Source organism: Terrihalobacillus insolitus (genome assembly GCF_028416575.1).
Lineage (GTDB): Bacteria > Bacillota > Bacilli > Bacillales > Amphibacillaceae > Terrihalobacillus > Terrihalobacillus insolitus.
In genome coordinates this window covers 47954-64668 of sequence record NZ_JAMQKB010000003.1, presented here as the reverse complement: position 1 = coordinate 64668, position 16715 = coordinate 47954, and the positions used below count along the sequence as shown (strand labels likewise).

The following is a 16715-nucleotide window of genomic DNA, read 5'->3' as shown; positions in this document are numbered from 1 at the left end:
CAAATAAAGGTGGTACCACGGAAATCCTATTCGTCCTTTTTGGATGATTAGGATTTTTTGTATTTTACCACACACGTAAAGAAGGAGGTTATTTCATGGAAAAGAACAAAGAAGAAATAGCATTACCAACTAAGTATGATCCTGCCGTGGTGGAAAAAAAGCGTTACCAGTTTTGGGTAGAGGGTAAATTTTTTGAAGCAACTGGTGATGAGGAAAAGGAACCCTTCTCCATTGTTATTCCACCCCCAAATGTTACAGGTAAATTGCACCTTGGCCATGCTTGGGATACGACTTTACAGGATATTATTACGCGGATTAAAAGAATGCAAGGATACGATGTTTTATGGCTGCCTGGCATGGATCATGCAGGGATCGCAACCCAGGCAAAGGTTGAGGCAAAACTGCGTGAACAAGGGAAAAACAGGTATGATCTTGGACGTGAGGCATTCATCTCTAACGTATGGGAATGGAAAGAGGAGTATGCTGATTTTATCCGTAAGCAATGGGAAAAGCTAGGGCTTGGTCTTGATTATTCTCGCGAACGCTTCACTCTTGATAAAGGGTTATCTGAAGCGGTAAGAGAGGTGTTTGTAACTCTTTATGAGAAAGATCTTATTTACCGTGGCGAGTATATTATTAATTGGGATCCAGCGACCAAGACGGCTTTATCTGACATTGAAGTAATTTATGAAGAAGTTCAAGGTCATTTTTACCACATGAAATATCCATTAAAGGACGGATCAGGACATATTGAAGTTGCAACAACTCGTCCAGAGACGATGCTGGGGGATACAGCTGTCGCGGTACACCCCGATGATGAAAGATACAAGAATTTAATCGGTAAAACAGTCATCTTACCACTCGTTGGGCGAGAAATTGAAATTATTGCAGACGACTATGTCGACATGGAATTCGGATCTGGTGCAGTGAAAATAACACCTGCTCATGATCCAAATGATTTTGAAATTGGAAATCGCCACAATCTTGAGCGAATACTTGTGATGAATGAAGATGGAACAATGAATCATAATGCTGGTAAATACGAAGGTTTGGATCGATTTACGTGCCGAAAGCAGCTTGTAAAGGATCTTCAGGACGAAGGGATTTTGTTTAAGATTGAAGATCATACACATTCCGTTGGTCATTCTGAACGAAGTGGGGCAGTTGTTGAGCCTTATTTGTCTACGCAATGGTTTGTGAATATGCAGCCTCTAGCTGATACTGCTGTGGCACTTCAAAATGAGGAAGATAAAGTCCATTTTGTTCCAGATCGATTTGAGCGCACGTATCTCCATTGGATGGAAAATATTCGAGATTGGTGTATTTCACGCCAATTATGGTGGGGACATCGCATTCCAGCTTGGTATCATAAAAAAACGGGAGAGATATATGTAGGTAGAGACGAACCAAAGGATAAGGAAAATTGGGAACAAGATACGGATGTTTTAGATACTTGGTTTTCATCCGCATTGTGGCCATTTTCCACCATGGATTGGCCAAACACAGAAGCGGAGGATTTTAAACGCTTTTTCCCAACGAACGTACTTGTCACAGGCTATGACATTATATTCTTTTGGGTTGCTAGAATGATTTTTCAGTCAAAAGAATTTACTGGGAAGCGTCCATTTAAAGATGTTCTCATTCACGGCTTAGTAAGAGATGCAGAAGGAAGAAAAATGAGTAAGTCTCTTGGCAATGGTGTGGATCCAATGGATGTCATTGATAAGTATGGGGCAGACTCGTTGCGCTATTTTCTTTCGACTGGATCTTCACCAGGTCAGGATTTACGATTTACTTGGGAAAAGGTTGAATCTACTTGGAACTTTGCCAACAAAATATGGAATGCGTCACGGTTCGCTTTAATGAATATGGACGATCTCACATATGAGGACATTGATCTTACTGGGGAAAAATCGCTTGCAGATAATTGGATTCTAACGCGTTTAAATGAAACCATCGATCAGGTAACGAGAAACGTCGAAAAATACGAATTTGGTGAAGCTGGTCGACACCTATACAATTTCATTTGGGATGAACTGTGTGACTGGTATATTGAAATGGCAAAACTATCTCTTTATGGAGAGGATGAAACGGCAAAACAAACGACCCGATCTGTTTTAGCTTATGTACTTGATCAAACGATGCGGATGCTACACCCATTCATGCCGTTTATTACAGAAGAGATTTGGCAGAAAATACCGCATAACGGAGATTCGATTACACAGGCTGCTTGGCCAGAGGTTCAGAAACAGTTTCATGATCCCAAAGCGGTAAATGAAATGAAACGACTCGTATCGATCATTAAATCTGTACGAAATATTCGGGCAGAGGTAGATACCCCTATGTCAAAACAAGTTGAACTTTTGATACAAGCAGAAGATGAAACGGTTGTAATGGAATTAGAGCAAAACAGACATTATCTAGAACGGTTTTGCAATCCAAGCCACCTTTCAATTGCTACGAGCTTAACAGTTCCTGACAAATCCATGTCGGCAGTTGTTACTGGTGCCGAACTGTTCTTGCCACTAGAAGGCTTGATCGATATCGATAAAGAAATAGGTCGGTTAGAGACGGAATATGAAAAGTGGAGTAAAGAAGTGGAGCGTGTTCAGAAAAAGCTTTCAAATGAAGGATTTGTAAAAAAAGCTCCAGTAAAAGTAGTTGAGGAAGAAAAACAGAAGGAAAAAGACTATCTCGAAAAACGAGCAAAAGTAGAAGCACGCTTGAAAGAATTAAAAGGATAAGAGGAAAAGGCAATCTTTAGTATACTTGCTAAGATTGCCTTTTTCACTTTGGATGGAGCAGACATACTGCATACCGCTATTCAGCAAAAAATCTAAGGCATTGGCGAGTTTTGCGGACTCAGAGGCCTCTATTTGGCAAAAATCCGCAGTTTTGATGGGTTTCGCGGACTGAGAGGCCGTTAATTGCCAAAAGCCAGCCAAAAAAAGCCCATTTAGAGCAAATAGCGTCCTGTGAGTCCGCTTAACCATAGAAATCAAGCCTTTTACTGAAAATAAGAGCCTCTCAGTCCGCATTGTATTTTTAATACCTTTAAGAGGTTGTTCAAACAGTCACCAAACATTTGCGAATTTAGTCATTCCATACTGTCTCAGTCCTGCCTATACACAATATCGTGAATAAGTGCAACATATTTTTCAACAATATTAACGGAGCTGACGTTACTTAAGGTTCTGCTACCAACCACATCTTCTATTTCATTGAATAAAAGTTCACCATCATTTCCAATCAAAAAATCAATTCCCACCATTCCGAAATCAAAGACATCCATAATTTTCTCGATCAATTCGATTTCATGGTTGGCTAGGTCGTACCATGTCGCGGTTCCGCCTAAAGAAAAATTCGCCTTAAAATCTGTCTTGTTTTCTCGTAATACAGCACCAACGATTTCTTTTCCTACCACAAAAACACGTAAATCTTTCCCGACTTGAACATCACAGGATTGGATTAACACATTTTTTAAGCTGAAATCGTTTCTTGTTTTATTCCAATCTTGTTGATTTCGGATCATGTACACACCATTACCACTTCGCGCGTTTGTAGGTTTTATGACAAATGGAAAGGAGATGGGTGGTTTAATAGTAGGCAAATCATCCCCATGTAAAAAGATAGTATCCATCATTGACAAGCCAAATGTTGCAAGGTATTGATGTGTAAGCGTTTTGTCATTGCAAATACGAGAAACAGTAGATGAATTAAATACAGGAATTCCAAGCAATTCAAGTTGTTGGCTTAATAATGGATCCATCGTTCGGACAATTGCAAAGTCAGGTAGGATTACAGGACGATTCCTCCATTTGATTTGTAACTGGTTATCTATAATACCGATCATTAAATCCTCTACAAAAACGAGCTCTAATGAAAGCGATTGTTTCAAACTTTCTTCCTGGAACCATTGGATAAATGCTTGATTTCTTTTTGCATCTTTTGCTCGATAGAGGATCCAGCCTTTTTTCATTTCATTCCACCTCGTTCACAATATGGTTCATAATAAAATCGGCGACATTTACGCCAGTACAGTCATAAATGTTACGAATATGTGCGTTTGAGTTAACTTCACAAACAATAGGCTCCTTATTTTCGCCGAATAATAAATCAACCCCAGCAAAGTCAGCTCCAACTGCTCTTGTTGCAGCTATTGCTATTTCCTTTTCCTTTTGCGAAGGCTGGTAAGGTTCCATTTGTCCACCTGCACTCACATTAGCTCGGAAATCTTCCTTTGAAGTACGGAGCATGGCTGCAACCACATTATCACCTACTACATTGATCCTTACGTCCTTTCCGAAGCTGGTGGAAACAAATTGTTGAAATACGTACGGAACTTCTTTTAATTCCATGACTTTAGTTAGCATTTCTTTAAATGATGTAATGAGATAGACTTGCTCTCCAAATGAACCATAAGCTTCTTTTATAATGAGGGGGAATCCTAGTTCGCTAGCTACATGCTGAAACGGCTCTTGTTCGATTTGTGTTAGACCAGGAAAGATTTTCGGTGCTACAATTGTTTTCGGTATAGCAAGTTTATTGTTAGATAGCTCACGATATGTTTCAATTTTATTATCACACGTGCTAATTGCTTGCGCCGAGTTAAATACTGGTATCTGCATGTCTTCTAGTTGGCGCGCTAATGGAATATCTTTGTCACCAAATACGACAAAATCTGGCAGGCTTTGTTCACTTGTGTTTAGAAGTCTACTACTATTATCTGATAAAATAGAAAATAGATGGTTATTTTTAATGATTTTTGTCTTTATTCCTTTACGATCTCCTGCATTCTGTATCCATTCGGCAAAGTCACGAAATTTGTTTCCCGTAAGATGCCCGTTGTATATAATCCAGCCCTCTAGACACATCATCATTATCCTTTCTGATTTAAGCAAAGTTGAACTTGATCGTTTGTTTTGAAATACTACGATCACTATTTCTTCATTATATATGGTATCGTAATGATACATAATTAAATCGCTCTACTAAAATCAACTCCAATCCTGAAAAAAAGGTAGGTTTTATTATATGTTTCAGCAAATGAATGAGGTTGAACACTTTTTTAAAAGTCGACATCCATATGGGGTGAAACCAGGTCTTGGCCGTATTCGTAAACTATTGAAATTGTTAGGGAATCCCGAAAGAAACTTGCAAGTGGTTCACATTGCTGGCACGAATGGTAAAGGATCAACGTTAACCTTTATAAAGCAAGTTTTCATACAACATGACTATCAAGTAGGTACATTTGTTTCACCAAGCTTGAATGGATTGTGCGAGCACATTTATCTGAATCAATCCCCGATTCCACCCGATCAGTTTGTCAAAATCATGGATAATATGTATCCGCTCATAAATAAACTTGATCAAGATGGTGATCAGCCAACGGAATTCGAGCTTCTTGTAGCCGTTATGTTTGTTTATTTTTCAAACAAGACAGACATCGTGATCGTAGAAGCAGGGATGGGAGGTTTAGAGGATTCTACGAATTGTCTATCTCCTATGTTAACGATTATAACAAATATAGGGAAGGATCATCGTTTGTTTTTAGGTGAAACTATTGCCTCAATTGCTCAACATAAAGCAGGAATCATTAAAAAAGAAATTCCTTTAATTACTGGTGCATTGCAGCAAGAGGCTTTGGATATTGTGCAAAAGAAGGTTAAAGAAAATAATACGGTTTTATATCAGTATGGAGAAGACTTCCAATCTGTGTTATCACCTAACCAGTCCTCTTTTCGTTTCGTATCTGATCAACTAGCGATACCACACATACAATTAAGCATGTTCGGAAGTCATCAAGTTTCCAATGCTTGTATTGCGATCATGGCATTAGCTCAGTTGAAAGAAATGGGATGGCCAATTGAGATTGATAAAATGAAAGAAGGGTTAAGAGAGGCACAATTACCAGGAAGATTTGAAAGCATACATCAAAACCCAAGAATTATTTTAGACGGTGCACATAATGTAGAAGGAATCAAAGCATTTATACAAACGGTTCAACAAAGATTCCCTAACGATAAGAAACACGTATTGTTTGCAGGGTTTCAAGACAAGCCACTTCAAAAAATGATCGTTGAAATGGAAGGTGCATTTGATCGTTTTACACTAACTACCTTTAGCCACGAAAGAGCCGTTTCTAATAACAAACTCTACCAATTAGCTCATAACATGAACAAGAGCGTTGAACTCAATTGGGAAAAGGTCATCATCGATCATATAAAAGAATATCACGATAAGGAAGATCACGTTCTATTTATTACTGGTTCCTTACACTTTATTAGTGTGGCTAGAGCTTACATTCTTAAAATGAGTGATTCCTAAGAAAAAGACAACTCCATATCGTTACTTTCACAATTTTTTGGTTAACTATGGTAAAATTTCGGGACTTATGGTATTTTTAGTTTACGAGTAATATGGGATATAAGACCTAATTTTTTGTTGAAAATTGCCGAAATGGATGGGGAGTTGGTGGAATGGTGGTACCTAAGTGGAAACAAAACAGCTTATTAATTGTTTGGGTACTCGTGTGGCCATTGAGTTTATGGTTGCTTTACCAGTTTTGGATTCCTGGTGATAAAATTTATTGGGTGGACATTTTATCGTTTGCATTACTAATGTGTATTGTCGCACTATTTCCACTAATTGTTAACAACACACCGATTTTCTTCGTTCACGGTATTGGATTTGCCGTGTTTTTATATTATGGCCTTTTTATAGAAGTTGTTTTAACTCAGCTAGCTGTTATCATTTTGTTAATAAAACTTCGGGTTCGACGTACTGAATGGCATCGAATACCTGTAAACATGTTAATGTTTTTATTCGTTTCGCTTTTATCTGCTGGTGTCTATCACAAATTTGGCGGGATACACGGTAGAATTCCATTCGATTCGTATCAGGATGTTGTGCCAATTCTTGTTTATGTTGCTACCGTATTTATTTCCAACCAATTATTACTGAAATTGTTTCAGAAGTTCTTAAGCGGGAGAAAGGTCAAACTCTTCGACAAAGGGTTTATTTGGGAGACTTCTACTACCTTGCTAGTACTTCCTGTTGGATTTATCTTGTATCTCTTATACACAGAAATTCAAGTACAAGCCGTTTACTATGTCGGTATACCTTTTGTTAGCATATCGTTTATTTTGATGCTTTATCATTCTAGCCAGCTGATCAATCATTATCTTCAAAAAACAAGTGAAATTGGTCATGAATTAACAGGTCAATTAGATGTTAAAGAAGTGATCGATCTTTTCATAGAGCGAATTACATCCTTGTTACATATTGATTATGTATATGTGTATGAAGTGGTGGATGATCGTAATACAATGCAGCTTGTCCGATTTTATGATCAAGAAAAATTGTTAGAATTTCCTAGTAAAACAAAGCTTAGAAAAAATGAAGGAGTAAGTGGTAAAGTATGGGCGCAACAGCAAGGGGTTTACTATACAAATGGAAATCAATGGAATGAAAAAGGGTTTCACCAACTGCCTCCAGTTGTCAATAGTCTCATCTCTCTGCCGATGGAAAGAAATGGTGCGGTTGTTGGTGTCATTACGGTAATATCTAGGAAAAAAAGAGCCTATGAAAAATATCAATACATGATATTGGATATTTTAACGAATTACTTAGCAGTCGCAATTGAAAATGCCAAAAACTATGAAGAAACAAGAAGTAAAAGTGAAAGATGCCCACTAACCCATTTATACAACTATCGTTTTTTTGAGAACTATTTACAGAATTATTTTACAATGATGAAGAAGAAACGGATTCGTGAACACATTTCACTCATATTAATTGATTTGGATCACTTTAAATCGATTAACGACCAATATGGTCATGAAAGCGGCAATGAAGTGCTGCGTCAGATTGCCAAAAGATTAACCGATGTGATTGGAGATAAAGGCATTGTTGCTCGATATGGCGGGGAAGAATTTGTTGTATTACTTCCTGAAACGATTCAATCCCATTGTCTCTATATTGCTGAAGCGATAAGGGGTGCCATTGCCCGAGATCCATTTTTGCTAAATAAGCATATATTGCCTGGACAAAATCAGTTGGAAATTCACATCACAGCTAGTCTAGGGATTGCAACGTATCCTGATAACTGTGAGGATCCAGTAGAATTGATCCGTTATGCGGATCGTGCAATGTATGTCGGTGCTAAGCAAAAAGGTAGGAATAAAGTAGCGATTTATGAAAAATTAACCAACACAGATACAATGCAAGAAGAATAGGAGTAATAAAGATGAATCTCGTTTTTCTTTTCTACTTTTTTGTTTTAGGACTCGGGTTAGGCTCGTTTTACAATGTTGTTGGACTACGCGTACCGGTATCCACTTTTCTGAAAAATAAACGATCCATATGCCCGAACTGTTTCCATTCATTATCGTGGTATGAGCTCATTCCAGTTCTGTCTTTTCTGATCCAAAGAGGAAGCTGTCGTCATTGTGATCAATCTATTTCTCGCATCTATCCATTTATTGAGTTGTTTACAGGCTTCTTTTTTGTTTATAGTTTTTATATTTTCGGATTTCGACCAGAATTGGCTGTTGCGTTAACATTCGTCTCCCTTATGTCTATTGTATTCGTAACAGATATAACGTACATGCTTATTCCTGATCGCATCCTATTCTTTTTTCTTCCCATCTTTCTTTTTCTACGCATCCTAGTTCCATTAGAACCGTGGTGGTCTGCTTTTCTTGGAGCAAGTATTGGTCTCTTAATGCTTGCTAGTGTCATCGTGATTAGTCGGGGTGGAATGGGTGGTGGGGATATGAAATTGGTTGGTTTATTTGGACTTGTTTTAGGGGTAAAAGGTGTCCTTCTTGCCTTTTTTCTTGCATGTATTTATGGAACATGCTTTCACGGTTTGCAATGGATAGTTAACAAACAGGGGCGGAAAAAACCGATTCCATTTGGTCCATACTTAGTAATGGGTGCGCTAACAGCATATTTTTATGGAGAGATGATCATTACATGGTATGTTAGAACATTTCTTACTTTTACACTCTAAAAATACGCAAGAAAATTTTTGCCTGATTATGACGAAAATTCTTACGTGATAGATGACAAAACTCGTCTTACTTTTTACTTCTATTATGCTAGAGTAGAACAAACTCTAGTAGAGGTAGGGGAATGATGTGGATAACCATAAAACAATTTCAGTACGAATGAACGGAAAAGAAACATCTATTGGAAAAAACAATGAATACAAAAGCACTCCATGGAAGCAGTCGTATGTGGAGCAAGCTGCTGTTGACCAAAACAATATACCGGAATATGAAATACAACCTAAACCTGATGAAGATTTTTTTCCTGTACGTTCAACAAAAAGAAAAGTACCTCGCATTTTTAAACTATTCTTCATAGCAGCTTTTTCTGCTACTGCAATAGGAATTATATTAGGGTTTGTCATGCTTAAAATGTTTGCGGGAATTGACGCTAACACAAGTGCAGCTGGACAACCTTCTGATATAATCCAAACAAATACAACAGAAAAAGATAATATAACAGGTGGTGAAGAGGGGGAAGTAAATACAGTATCCTATTCATCCCCAACTTTGGCCGTAAATGTTGTGCAAGAAGGTGTATATTCAACAAAAGAAATGGCTCAAGAAGTGCAACAGCAGCTTGATCAAACAGGTTATCCTTCTGTTATTTGGGAACGAGGTGGAGAATACCGATTATTTATCGGTGCAAGTTCCTCCGAAAGTGGTGTAGATTCGTTAAAAAGTACATTTGAAGAACAGGGAATAGAAACGTATGCTAGATCTTGGGAAGTTACTGGGACAAATGTGGAAATTCCAGAATCTGATCAAGTATGGGTGGAACAATATCCAACCTTATTTGATAATGCACTCCAATCCTTAACGTCGGAAACGGCTGGAAATGTGAACGTAAGCGAATGGCAATCATGGTTGGACGAATATCCTGAAAATGGGTCAGAGCAATTGGCTAAAATGAAAGATTCCGTTACCCAACTTGTACAAGCACTAACGGATAATGAGTCAACTAACCAAGCTCAAATTGGATTACTTTCCACGTTGTCGACTTACGAATCTTACCTTGCTAATTTAAAGTAAATAAGGTTTTTAGTTTCGGAGAATTAATAAGAAATCCAGCATTCCAAAAAATAGTGAATGCTGTTTTTTTATGGGTAAAGAGTTTAACGTAACAGAATAATGAATTTTTTCTTCCTGTTTACTCGGCTATTTTCTTGAATAGTCAGTACGGAATGTTGGATTTGACTTAAAAATAAACATCCATTTTTAAATTTTGTTGATTTGTTGCACGAACTCGAAGCGGGTATGATAAGAATACTAAAGCGGATAAAATAAAACCGTTTTAGAGGATAGAAACGAAGGAGGGTTGCTATATTACCAACAATTTTAATACAAGAATGTAGGAGGGGAAAAATTATTGTCAGAACCAGCCGTAATGATTAAGAATGTACCGGTACAAGATCGCCCGAGGGAACGACTTCTCCAACTTGGTCCTAAGCATTTATCGAATCAAGAACTTGTGGCGATCCTACTCGGTACGGGAACGAGAAATGAGTCTGTTGTAACGCTTGCCCAGCGTATTCTCATGCATTTTGAAGGGTTAAAGTTGCTTAGAGATTCAACAATAGAGGAACTAACAGCTATTAAGGGAATAGGAACAGCCAAAGGTGTATTAATTTTAGCGGCTATTGAACTTGGTAGCAGAATGCATCAATTTAGACCTCTCGAAAAGTATGTTATTCGCAGTCCTGAGGATGGTGCAGATTATGTAATGGAAGAAATGAGAAATTTGAATCAAGAACATTTCGTATGTTTATTTTTGAACACAAAGAATCAAATTATTCACCGACAGACTATTTTTATAGGTAGCCTTAATGCTTCAATTGTCCATCCCAGGGAAGTTGTGCGCCCATAAGGGCATTTAAAAAACCTGCCTTGGCAAAGCAGTAGGGAAATATCACAATTTATATCCTATCATCAGCCATCTTATCCGCAAAGGAAACGAAAGCGGGGAGTGTAGCATGTTGGTTAAAGCCATAAGTTGCCTAGTTACCAAGGCACGACTGAATGGCAAGATGAAAAATGCATAGATAAGGATGAAAGCTGAATTGCCTGAATGATAGCTCAAGGAGGACTACGGGGCCTTCAACGTGAGGTAACGATGAACGTTGAATGAAGTATGCATGCTCCTTATAAACTTCGAGGAACATGAGGTGATACTACTTCGTCTAGCTTCTATTCGAAGAAACGAGCGAAAGTCACATCCGACACTATGAAGGGCCATGTTTTTAAATGTCTAAATGGGGATTGCCTAAGTTGGAACGCCATACAAGGCTATGGCAGTTGTGTCTGAATATCCAATATGGTAACGGAACTCTCGTAGTAGTCTGAGATAGGGAAAGCCTATTACATGGCGAAGGAGAGTAGTTTATCGAGTTTAATAATACCAAATTGGGAAGGAGCGAGAACTCTATGAGAAATCCCAAAAGTAGTATTAAACAGTCTAACTTCCAATGCAACGGTAAGTTAGATCGATAAATGGAAAGCCGTATACTCTGAGAGGAGTACGTACGGTTTGGCGGGGAGTTCTTAGAAACCTGCTAGGGAAACTAAGCAAGGCGCTGGGTTCTTACCCTACTACCGCGAAGCAGTAAAACGTTCTGCAGCCTCAATTATTTGTGCCCACAATCATCCTTCTGGAGTGCGCCTGCACGGTGCATGATTTTAGTGATTTCATAAAAATCTAGAACTCCTTACAATGTTCTATGGTCAACATCTTACCTTGTGGGGAAACCCAATGTAGGGAACAAAGCATGATGTGAAAAGGAGAAAAGACGAGGAAGCTATCTACCTCGAGTCAGTTCTTCAGACCAAGTGATGTACGGTAAAAGCTAAACTGCTTGAATCCTAGACGAATGAGCGATGGATGCGCCATTGTTTACGATAGCTAACAAGCAATGAGGACAAAATGGAGACGTATCTCCGGAACGTTTGTTGGGAAGTAACACTTTCCTAGCCATAGTAAGGTTTGTCCTACAATCCTCGGAATGGAGGAAACCGTCGAAAGGGATACCTAACCATTACGCAACTAAAATTATGGCATAATGCAGGGATTACCTAAGTGCAATCGCTCATTTTGATAAACAATAGCAGTGCATATGGTAACGGAGTTTCCGTATTACCCAACGTTTGCTTGTAATGAGTTTAGCAGGGGGAAGGGGAACAGGTTGATGTTAACGCCAATCTTGAAAGGAGTCATGAATATGGCAAAGGATCCATTTCAACAATTGGATGTTATAAGGAATGCTTCTCTTAAGGGAAAAATCATTACAGATTGTTACCGTCTAATGTATAACAAAAAATTGTGGTTTAAAGCCTATACAGAACTATATCCAAATGCCAGGAATATGTTAGCAAAGCGAACAAAAGCTGCATCTTTACATGGTCCCGTTTTAAAGGGAATAGACGACATTATTGAACAGTTGAAAGCTGGGACATTTTATTTTGAATCTGTAAGCAGGGCGCACTTTCCAAAAATAAATGGGAAACAGCAAATTGTACAAGCTCCGAATTTCAAAGATACGCTTGTACAGGAAGTGATAAAAATAATTTTGGAAAATGTATTCGAACCAATCTTCTCGAACAACTCTCACGGCTTAAGAGAAGGCAGCTGCTGTCATACTGCACTTTCTCAAATCAAGAACACATGGCACGGTATCACTTGGTGTATGGCAGTTAATTTGGAGTCTTTTTACGAGCAGATGGATCATACAGTGTTGCTTAAACTTATTTCAAAGAAAATCAATGACCGACGTTTCTTGCTTATTATTCAAAATGCGCTTACATGTGGCGTACTGAAAACTAGGATGAGACAAAAAACATTCTCGTGCACACCACAAAGCTGCATGCTCTCGTCTGTTCTTGCAAATATTTATCTTCATGAACTTGATCTGTTCATGGACAATACGCAAAGGATAAAGTACGTTCGTTATACAGGCTCTTTTGTAGTAGGTATTGTTGGTTCGAAACAAATGACTTATGAGAAAAAGAATGATATCATGTGCTTTCTTCATGAAAGTCTTAATCTTAACTTAAACGATGAAACAACGCACATAACCCATCTGAATCGTCCAGTTCCATTTCTCGGATATGAGTTCCGCAAATACAATAGGATTCGAACACACAAAAGCACCATACAGTTAGAAATTCCGAAAACAAAGATCGTGAAATTTGCGAATGAAAAAGGATATGGTAATGTAGATAATTTTAAAATAGTACATCGGAAAAAATTGGTTAACAATTCCGAATTAGAGATACTTAATACTTACAACACGGAATTAAGAGCAATTGCAAATTACTACAAACTGGCAAATAACTATCATCAGCTTAATTCATTGTTTTATTTAGCCCAAAGCAGTTTTATTAAAACAATTGCTAATAAACGGAGAAGTACATCTAGCAAGGTTTTTTCTAATATGAAGAAGCATAAACAAGGATCATTATGCTTAGTTGGGACAGATAAACAGGGCAATGAAAAAATACAACAGTTTGTGAAGCTAAAGGATTTGCCAAAATATAAACATGTAAATGGAAGCCGTTTTATCTGTCCTTAACCTTTAGTGAGAAATTCCGATTAATCAACTGATGAGCCGTATACGCTTAAAGGTGTACGTACGGTTCTGAGGGGGGGATGAAGAAACCTGCTAAAACAAATTAGTAAGGCGCACACTCCCTACCCTACGATCCAGCACCATCACAGGAAGATATCCATGTTACGAAGAGGCTTTCCGAATGTGGTAAAATGATTGGGATAGAGTTGTTAGACCATTTAGTTATTGGTGATCGAAAGTTCATTTCGTTAAAAGAAAAGGGTTATCTATAAGAAATGCAGATTTTGACCGATATGCTAAATATCGCATAGTGAAATGTGTGTATAAGTACTATCTATTTTTGATTTTTTTTCGTATAATTAATATAGACATTTGAGAACAGCGCCATTTTCAAGGTTTTTCTTGTATTGGCGCTTATTCTCTTTAAAGAATGTCGACGATTGTCAGAAAATCCTTATCATTCACTGCATGGGATATATTGCATGTTTCTTGAGTGATCGATAATGTAAAACTACATATATAATAAGTTGTTTTCAGCAATCATAAACTACTTTGCTTTCGAAACGTATAATTTTTTTAGAGAACATCAGGAAAGGGAGATTTATTTGGGTAAATTTAATTTTTCACAAGATTTAGGTATAGATTTAGGGACAGCGAATACGTTGGTTTTTGTTAAAGGTAAAGGTGTTGTTGTACGAGAACCATCTGTTGTAGCAAAAAATAATGAAACAGGCGAAATAGAGGCTGTTGGAAGTTCGGCAAGAAATATGATCGGGAGAACCCCAGGAAATATTACTGTAATCCGACCAATGAAAGATGGGGTCATTGCAGATTATGATACAACTGCTGTTATGATGAAATATTACATTAAACAGGCACAGAAGAATCGTTCTACCTTTGCCAAAAAACCAAATGTAATGGTATGTGTGCCTTCTGGTATTACGATGGTAGAGGAACGTGCTGTTATCGATGCAACCAAACAAGCGGGTGCAAAAGAAGCTTTTCCTATTGCTGAACCTTTTGCAGCAGCAATTGGCGCTGGACTTCCTGTTTGGGAGCCAACAGGTAGTATGATTGTGGATATTGGTGGCGGAACAACAGAAGTGGCCATTATCTCGCTGGGAGGAATTGTAACAAGCCAATCGATTCGAGTTGCTGGAGACGATATGGATGATTCCATCATTCAATATATTAGAAAACATTATAATTTAATGATTGGGGAACGATCAGCTGAATCAATTAAGATGGATATTGGATCAGCAGGAAAACCTGTTGTCAATGAAGAAATGGATATTAGAGGAAGAGATTTATTAACAGGTTTACCAAAGACAATTTCTATTTCTGCTGAAGAAATTGCTCTTTCTTTAAAGGATACTGTAGTTGCTATTATGGATGCGGTAAAGAATACATTAGAAAAAACCCCACCTGAATTAGCAGCAGATATTATGGATCGAGGGATTGTGTTGTCTGGTGGAGGAGCTTTGTTGAAAAATCTTGATCAAGTAATCAGTGATGAAACAAAAATGCCTGTTTTTGTAGCCGAAGATCCACTGGACAGTGTTGCAGTCGGAACAGGAAAATCTTTAGAATATATGCACCATTTTCGGTCCCAACCTAGCATATCTTCACGTTCGACAATGGATTAAGTAGGTGTTTAAATGCCATTTTTCAGAAGAAAACGTTTGTTTGTTATTTTGATTGGAATTATTGTTCTTGTCGCATTCATTGGTTTTTCGAGTCGTGACAGACAGGAACTCTCAACCGCTGAGCAGTTCCTAAATGATTCCGTCGGTTGGTTGCAAAGTGTTGTTTATAAACCTGTAAAGTATACAACAGATATTTTTGCAAACATAGAAGATATTAAAAATACGTACGAAGAAAATCGTTTGTTGAAAGACCGTTTAGAGCAATATAAAAATCTTTTAGTCGATGTTCAAAAACTGAAAGAAGATAATCAGGAACTCCGAAGTGTTTTAAATAAAACAGAAGCACTTACCGATTATCAGTCCATTCAGGCTTCCGTAATTGCCCAGAGCCCAGAGCGCTGGTTTGAACAGGTTACAATAAATAAAGGAATGCAGGATGGTGTCCAACCCAATATGGCTGTCATAACCGGTGAGGGAATGATTGGGAAAGTGAATAGTACTTCTAAATTCACTTCAACTGTCCAGCTTCTAAGTGGATTTGATCGTTTAAACAGAATTTCTGTGACGGTATATGGGCAAGAGGGAGATGAAAAAGGACAACCAGGTTTGATCAGTGGCTTTGACAAAGAAAAAGAGACGCTTATTTTAGAAGGTATACAAGACACGTCAATCGAAGTAGGTGATTCGGTCGTATCTTCTGGATTAGGTGGCATATTTCCAGAAAATCTAGTTATTGGCACAGTCGAAGAAGTATCACCTGGACAATATGGACTTACTCAAACAGCGTATGTTACATCAGCTGCCGACCTTTATGATGTAGACCATGTTATTGTGGTCAAAAGACTTTCGGAACAGCCAGAGGAGGATCTTGAAGTGGATGAGGAGGGTGAACAATGAAGCGTTTTTTTCTTCCACTTCTATTGTTACTTTTCCTCGTTCTTGAGGGGGTAGCCCCTGAGATCTTGCCGAGGGATTTAATCAATGGGAAATTGTATATTATTCCACATTGGGTTTTAGTATTTTCCATTATGATCACTATTTTCTATGATCTTGATCATACATTCTATGCCGTTTTATATGGTGTTATTTTTGGGTTTATTATTGATGTAGTGTATACCGATGTCTTAGGTGTATATATGTTTTTTTATGGTGTTGTGAATTATTTTATTCATGGATTAAAATTAGTACTTCATTCCAACCTGTTTATTGCTCTGTTGCTTGTGGCATTAGGTGTAACTTTAGCGGATGTCGGTTTATACGTTACCTATAACTTCATTGGTATCGCGGATGTTACGTGGCAGGATTATGCGATGTCACGACTTATTCCGACTGTGGTGGCAAATCTACTTTTTCTAATCGTTATTTATCCTTTATTTAAAGGAAAATTAGAACAGTGGTCAGAATTACAATTAAACAAAAAGAAGATAGTATAAATACTATCTATCCAAAGGGTC

Annotated in this window: 11 protein-coding genes, 3 pseudogenes and 1 other annotated feature (1 of these 15 cut by a window edge); of the genes and pseudogenes, 12 read left to right on the top strand and 2 right to left on the bottom strand. The window is 37.9% G+C overall.

The genetic code is table 11. The features are described from left to right. Positions 1–41, top strand: a binding site (T-box leader); it begins 182 nt to the left of the window's first position. Between the two features lie 54 nt (positions 42–95). Continuing rightward, entirely contained in the window at positions 96–2744 is a 2649-nt protein-coding gene (locus tag NC797_RS05180; protein ID WP_272435680.1) for a valine--tRNA ligase, read from the top strand. 368 nt (positions 2745–3112) lie between these two features. Here the strand turns inward: NC797_RS05180 and NC797_RS05175 are convergent, their stop codons facing one another. Beyond that, the gene (locus NC797_RS05175; RefSeq protein WP_272435679.1) at positions 3113–3979 is read right to left on the bottom strand and encodes an ATP-grasp domain-containing protein; all 867 of its coding nucleotides are present in this window, start codon (positions 3977–3979) and stop codon (positions 3113–3115) included. A gap of 1 nt (position 3980) precedes the next feature. Next, positions 3981–4976: an ATP-grasp domain-containing protein gene (locus NC797_RS05170; protein ID WP_334313216.1), complete on the bottom strand. Its 996-nt coding sequence runs from the start codon at positions 4974–4976 to the stop codon at positions 3981–3983. A gap of 58 nt (positions 4977–5034) precedes the next feature. Here NC797_RS05170 and NC797_RS05165 point away from each other — a divergent pair, with 58 nt between their 5' ends. The 11 genes and pseudogenes from NC797_RS05165 to mreD all read left to right on the top strand — a co-directional run bounded on the left by NC797_RS05165 (position 5035) and on the right by mreD (position 16694). Then, positions 5035–6327 carry a bifunctional folylpolyglutamate synthase/dihydrofolate synthase gene (locus NC797_RS05165; protein ID WP_272435678.1) on the top strand — a complete coding sequence of 431 codons (1293 nt, stop codon included), beginning with the start codon at positions 5035–5037 and terminating at the stop codon, positions 6325–6327. Positions 6328–6479: 152 nt separating this feature from the next. Further along, complete coding sequence (locus tag NC797_RS05160; RefSeq protein ID WP_272435677.1) at positions 6480–8237, top strand: sensor domain-containing diguanylate cyclase; 1758 nt, start codon at positions 6480–6482, stop codon at positions 8235–8237. 11 nt (positions 8238–8248) lie between these two features. Continuing rightward, complete coding sequence (locus NC797_RS05155; protein WP_272435676.1) at positions 8249–9016, top strand: prepilin peptidase; 768 nt, start codon at positions 8249–8251, stop codon at positions 9014–9016. Between the two features lie 127 nt (positions 9017–9143). Next, a complete protein-coding gene (locus NC797_RS05150; RefSeq protein ID WP_272435675.1) occupies positions 9144–10085 on the top strand; it encodes an SPOR domain-containing protein in 942 nt (313 codons plus the stop codon). Positions 10086–10440: 355 nt separating this feature from the next. Beyond that, a pseudogene (gene radC / locus NC797_RS05145) lies at positions 10441–10914 on the top strand (RadC family protein); the annotation flags it as partial. A 729-nt stretch (positions 10915–11643) separates the two neighbouring features. After that, a pseudogene (locus tag NC797_RS05140) lies at positions 11644–11727 on the top strand (JAB domain-containing protein); the annotation flags it as partial. 508 nt (positions 11728–12235) lie between these two features. Further along, on the top strand, positions 12236–13618 hold the full coding sequence (locus NC797_RS05135) for a reverse transcriptase/maturase family protein (RefSeq protein ID WP_272435674.1): 1383 nt from the start codon (positions 12236–12238) through the stop codon (positions 13616–13618). A gap of 110 nt (positions 13619–13728) precedes the next feature. Continuing rightward, a pseudogene (locus NC797_RS05130) lies at positions 13729–13887 on the top strand (JAB domain-containing protein); the annotation flags it as partial. Positions 13888–14220: 333 nt separating this feature from the next. After that, positions 14221–15261: a rod shape-determining protein gene (locus NC797_RS05125; RefSeq protein WP_272435673.1), complete on the top strand. Its 1041-nt coding sequence runs from the start codon at positions 14221–14223 to the stop codon at positions 15259–15261. A 12-nt stretch (positions 15262–15273) separates the two neighbouring features. After that, positions 15274–16158, top strand: coding sequence for a rod shape-determining protein MreC (mreC, locus tag NC797_RS05120; protein ID WP_272435672.1), 885 nt, complete (start codon positions 15274–15276; stop codon positions 16156–16158). After that, a complete protein-coding gene (gene mreD / locus NC797_RS05115) occupies positions 16155–16694 on the top strand; it encodes a rod shape-determining protein MreD (RefSeq protein ID WP_272435671.1) in 540 nt (179 codons plus the stop codon). The genes mreC and mreD overlap by 4 nt, the downstream gene beginning before the upstream one ends. Positions 16695–16715 lie beyond the last annotated feature (21 nt).

Excerpts from the sequence above, each read along its gene's own strand:
- NC797_RS05180 (WP_272435680.1), top strand. The coding sequence starts at position 96 with ATGGAAAAGAACAAAGAAGAAATAGCATTACCAACTAAGTATGATCCT.
- NC797_RS05175 (WP_272435679.1), bottom strand. The coding sequence starts at position 3,979 with ATGAAAAAAGGCTGGATCCTCTATCGAGCAAAAGATGCAAAAAGAAAT.
- NC797_RS05170 (WP_334313216.1), bottom strand. The coding sequence starts at position 4,976 with ATGTATCATTACGATACCATATATAATGAAGAAATAGTGATCGTAGTA.
- NC797_RS05165 (WP_272435678.1), top strand. The coding sequence starts at position 5,035 with ATGTTTCAGCAAATGAATGAGGTTGAACACTTTTTTAAAAGTCGACAT.
- NC797_RS05160 (WP_272435677.1), top strand. The coding sequence starts at position 6,480 with ATGGTGGTACCTAAGTGGAAACAAAACAGCTTATTAATTGTTTGGGTA.
- NC797_RS05155 (WP_272435676.1), top strand. The coding sequence starts at position 8,249 with ATGAATCTCGTTTTTCTTTTCTACTTTTTTGTTTTAGGACTCGGGTTA.
- NC797_RS05135 (WP_272435674.1), top strand. The coding sequence starts at position 12,236 with ATGTTAACGCCAATCTTGAAAGGAGTCATGAATATGGCAAAGGATCCA.
- mreC (WP_272435672.1), top strand. The coding sequence starts at position 15,274 with ATGCCATTTTTCAGAAGAAAACGTTTGTTTGTTATTTTGATTGGAATT.
- mreD (WP_272435671.1), top strand. The coding sequence starts at position 16,155 with ATGAAGCGTTTTTTTCTTCCACTTCTATTGTTACTTTTCCTCGTTCTT.